Raw genomic sequence first — 3,488 nt, 5'->3', positions numbered from 1 at the left:
CCACGATATTTTGAATTTTTTTAATACTGATTAGGTAATGTTATGTCTACATCGGATGCACAGCATTCTGCAGATCTCAATGCACAAACAGTTTCAGCGATTGCCCATCTGGCTCGATTGTCGCTAGATGAAACGCAATCTGCTGAATATGCTCAGAGTTTAAATAAAATTTTAGGCATGATGGAAACCCTAAAAGGCATCGATACTGACGGTGTTGAACCGCTTAAAAGTCCATTTGACAATCCACAACCTTTGCGTGAAGACGTGGTATCTGAAACGAATCATCGTGAAGAATATCAAGCAGTTGCTCCTGCTGTCCAAGACGGTTTGTACCTCGTTCCGCGTGTGATTGAATAATTTTTTATTCAAATAGACTTTTTTAAATTAAACGTAAAGAAATATTTCTCATGACAGATTTACATCGCTTATCAATTCGCGAATTATCGGAAGGTTTGGCCGGCGCTAAATTTTCTTCACGCGAATTGACTGAACATTATTTAAAACGCATTGAAAAAATCGATGCACAAGTAAAATCTTATGTCACCGTCACTGCTGAACAAGCTTTAGCTCAAGCAGATGCAGCCGATGCTGCAATTAAAGCAGGTCATGCAACTGCGTTAACCGGTGTTCCGATTGCGCATAAAGATATTTTCTGTACCCAAGGCATCAAAACCACTGCTGGTTCTAAAATGCTGGACAATTTTATCTCTCCTTACGACGCCACCGTTGTAGCGAAAGGTAAAGCTGCGGGCCTTGTGACTTTAGGTAAAGTAAACATGGACGAATTCGCCATGGGTTCAACCTCTGAAAGTTCATATTTTGGCGCAACGGCAAACCCTTGGGCATTGGATCATGTACCGGGTGGTTCATCAGGTGGTTCTGCAGCAGCGGTAGCAGCTGACCTTACACCGTTTGCGACAGGTACAGATACTGGTGGTTCAATCCGCCAACCTGCATCATTCTGTGGTCTAACAGGTCTTAAACCGACCTATGGCCGTGTATCCCGTTTCGGTATGATCGCTTATGCTTCATCTTTAGACCAAGGCGGCCCAATGGCGCGTTCGGCTGAAGACTGCGCTTACCTCATGAACGTGATGGCTGGTCATGATGCGAAAGATTCAACTTCGGTTGAAAAAGACATCGATAACTACGTTGCAAACCTCAACGACACATCGGTGAAAGGTTTACGTATTGGTATTCCTAAGCAATACTTTAACGTAGCTGGCTTAAACACTGACGTTAAAGCGCGTGTTGAAGAATCATTGAAAAAATTGGAAGACATGGGCGCGACTCTTGTTGAGATTGATCTCAACATGACGGAAAGCTATGTTCCAACGTATTACTTAATTGCCCCTGCTGAAGCATCTTCAAACTTGTCACGTTTTGACGGTGTACGTTATGGCTACCGCGCTGAAAACCCAGTGGACTTGATGGACTTGTACAAACGTTCACGTTCTGAAGGTTTTGGCCCTGAAGTGCAACGTCGCATCTTGATTGGCACTTATGCACTTTCTGCAGGTTACTACGATGCTTATTATGTGAAAGCACAAAAAGTTCGTCGTCTCATCCAGCAAGATTTCCTCAAAGCATTTGAATCAGTTGACGTGATTGCTGCGCCATCTGCACCAACAACTGCCTATAAGATCGGTGCAAACCTTTCTCCTGTTGAAATGTACTTGGGTGACATTTACACCATCGCGGTGAACTTGGCAGGTCTACCTGCGATTAACGCGCCTGTTGGTTTTGACAAAGACAATTTACCGGTTGGCTTACAATTGATTGGTAACTACTGGTCAGAATCTCAATTGTTATCTGTGGTGCATCAGTACCAACAAGCAACAGATTGGCATACACAACGCGCTGCAATTGCTGAGGAGAATGCATAATGGCTCAAGCTCAAAAGAAACCAAAATCTAACCTGATTGATGGTTGGGAAGTGGTCATTGGTATCGAGATTCACACTCAGCTTGCAACCAATACCAAAATTTTCTCAGGTTCTTCAACCACTTTCGGTCAAGACCCAAATACACAAGCCAGCCTTGTCGATTTGGCAATGCCGGGCGTATTGCCAGTACTCAACAAAGAAGTGGTTGATCTTGCGATCCGCTTTGGTTTGGGGATTGATGCTTACATCGACCAAGCTTCAGTCTTTGCACGTAAAAACTACTTCTACCCTGACTCTCCAAAAGGCTACCAAATCAGCCAAATGGATAACCCAATTGTGGGCTTGGGTCATATCGACATCCAACTTGAAGATGGCACCATAAAACGCATTGGCGTAACACGTGCGCACCTTGAGGAAGATGCAGGTAAATCGATTCATGACCAATTTGAAGGTCAGTCTGGCATCGACTTAAACCGTGCAGGTACGCCCCTGCTTGAAATCGTATCTGAACCAGATATGCGTTCGGTTGAAGAAGCATTGGCTTATATCAAGTCGATCCACACTCTGGTGCGCTGGTTAGGTATTTCTGACGGTAACATGGCAGAAGGTTCATTCCGTGCGGACTGTAACGTGTCTTTACGTCGTCCGGGCAATGAATTTGGTACGCGCTGTGAGTTGAAAAACCTCAACTCATTCCGTTTCATTGAGCAAGCGATCAATGTTGAAATTGAGCGTCAAATGGAAATCTTAGAATGGGATGGCACCATTGACCAAGAAACACGTTTGTTCGACCCTGTGAAGATGGAAACGCGTTCAATGCGTTCGAAAGAAGAAGCGAACGATTACCGCTACTTCCCAGACCCTGACTTGCTGCCTGTAATCATTGCCGATGCACAAATTGAAGCAGCACGTGCTGCTTTGCCTGAGTTACCTGCTGCGCGCCGTGCGCGTTTTGTCGCGGACTTTGGCGTAACTGAGTATGATGCTCACGTACTTACGCTGACTCGTGAAATGTCAGAATTTTATGAAAATGTGGTAAAAGCTGCCGGCGGCGCTGCGCAAGGTAAAGTGTCTGCAAACTGGGTGATGGGTGAATTCTCAGGTGCTTTAAACAAAGCAGGCTTAGAGCTTCATGACTCACCTGTAACAGCAGAGAAACTTGGTGGCATGATTGCACGTATTGTGGATAACACCATTAACGGTAAGATCGCGAAGCAAGTATTCGGCTTTATGTGGGAAGAAGGCAAAACTGCGGACGAAATTATTGCTGAGAAAGGCTTGAAACAGGAAACTGATACAGGCGCGATTGAAGCGATTATTAAAGACGTGCTTGCTGCTAACGAGAAGATGGTTGAAGAGTATAAATCTGGTAAAGATAAAGCATTCAATGGTCTTGTTGGTCAAGTGATGAAAGCAGCAAAAGGTAAAGCTAACCCTGCGCAAGTAAATGAATTGATGAAGAAATTGATTGGTTGATTTATTCGCTAATTAATTGATTTTATGTTATAAAAACCTCACTTAATGTGGTAATGCCAGTCAGTTAAGAAATTGCCTGGCATTTTCTTGGATATTTCTGTGGTTTTCCCTTCACAACCCGAGGGCA

3 protein-coding genes are annotated in these 3,488 nt (G+C 44.2%); all 3 read left to right on the top strand.

What is annotated here, in order from left to right:
- The first annotated feature begins 42 nt into the window (after positions 1-42).
- From gatC to gatB, 3 genes are read left to right on the top strand one after another with little or no spacing between them, the layout of a single operon-like run.
- A complete protein-coding gene (gatC, locus tag ACN6OV_RS08775) occupies positions 43-357 on the top strand; it encodes an Asp-tRNA(Asn)/Glu-tRNA(Gln) amidotransferase subunit GatC (RefSeq protein WP_427952070.1) in 315 nt (104 codons plus the stop codon).
- A 50-nt stretch (positions 358-407) separates the two neighbouring features.
- Positions 408-1,886, top strand: coding sequence for an Asp-tRNA(Asn)/Glu-tRNA(Gln) amidotransferase subunit GatA (gene gatA, locus ACN6OV_RS08770; protein ID WP_427952068.1), 1,479 nt, complete (start codon positions 408-410; stop codon positions 1,884-1,886).
- Entirely contained in the window at positions 1,886-3,361 is a 1,476-nt protein-coding gene (gene gatB / locus ACN6OV_RS08765; protein WP_427952066.1) for an Asp-tRNA(Asn)/Glu-tRNA(Gln) amidotransferase subunit GatB, read from the top strand. Before gatA ends, gatB begins: the two co-directional genes overlap by 1 nt.
- Positions 3,362-3,488 lie beyond the last annotated feature (127 nt).

The sequence above is a fragment of the Acinetobacter sp. genome, assembly GCF_050285345.1.
Lineage (GTDB): Bacteria > Pseudomonadota > Gammaproteobacteria > Pseudomonadales > Moraxellaceae > Acinetobacter.
This window is presented reverse-complemented; position numbering and strand designations above follow the sequence as displayed.

Excerpts from the sequence above, each read along its gene's own strand:
- gatC (WP_427952070.1), top strand. The coding sequence starts at position 43 with ATGTCTACATCGGATGCACAGCATTCTGCAGATCTCAATGCACAAACA.
- gatA (WP_427952068.1), top strand. The coding sequence starts at position 408 with ATGACAGATTTACATCGCTTATCAATTCGCGAATTATCGGAAGGTTTG.
- gatB (WP_427952066.1), top strand. The coding sequence starts at position 1,886 with ATGGCTCAAGCTCAAAAGAAACCAAAATCTAACCTGATTGATGGTTGG.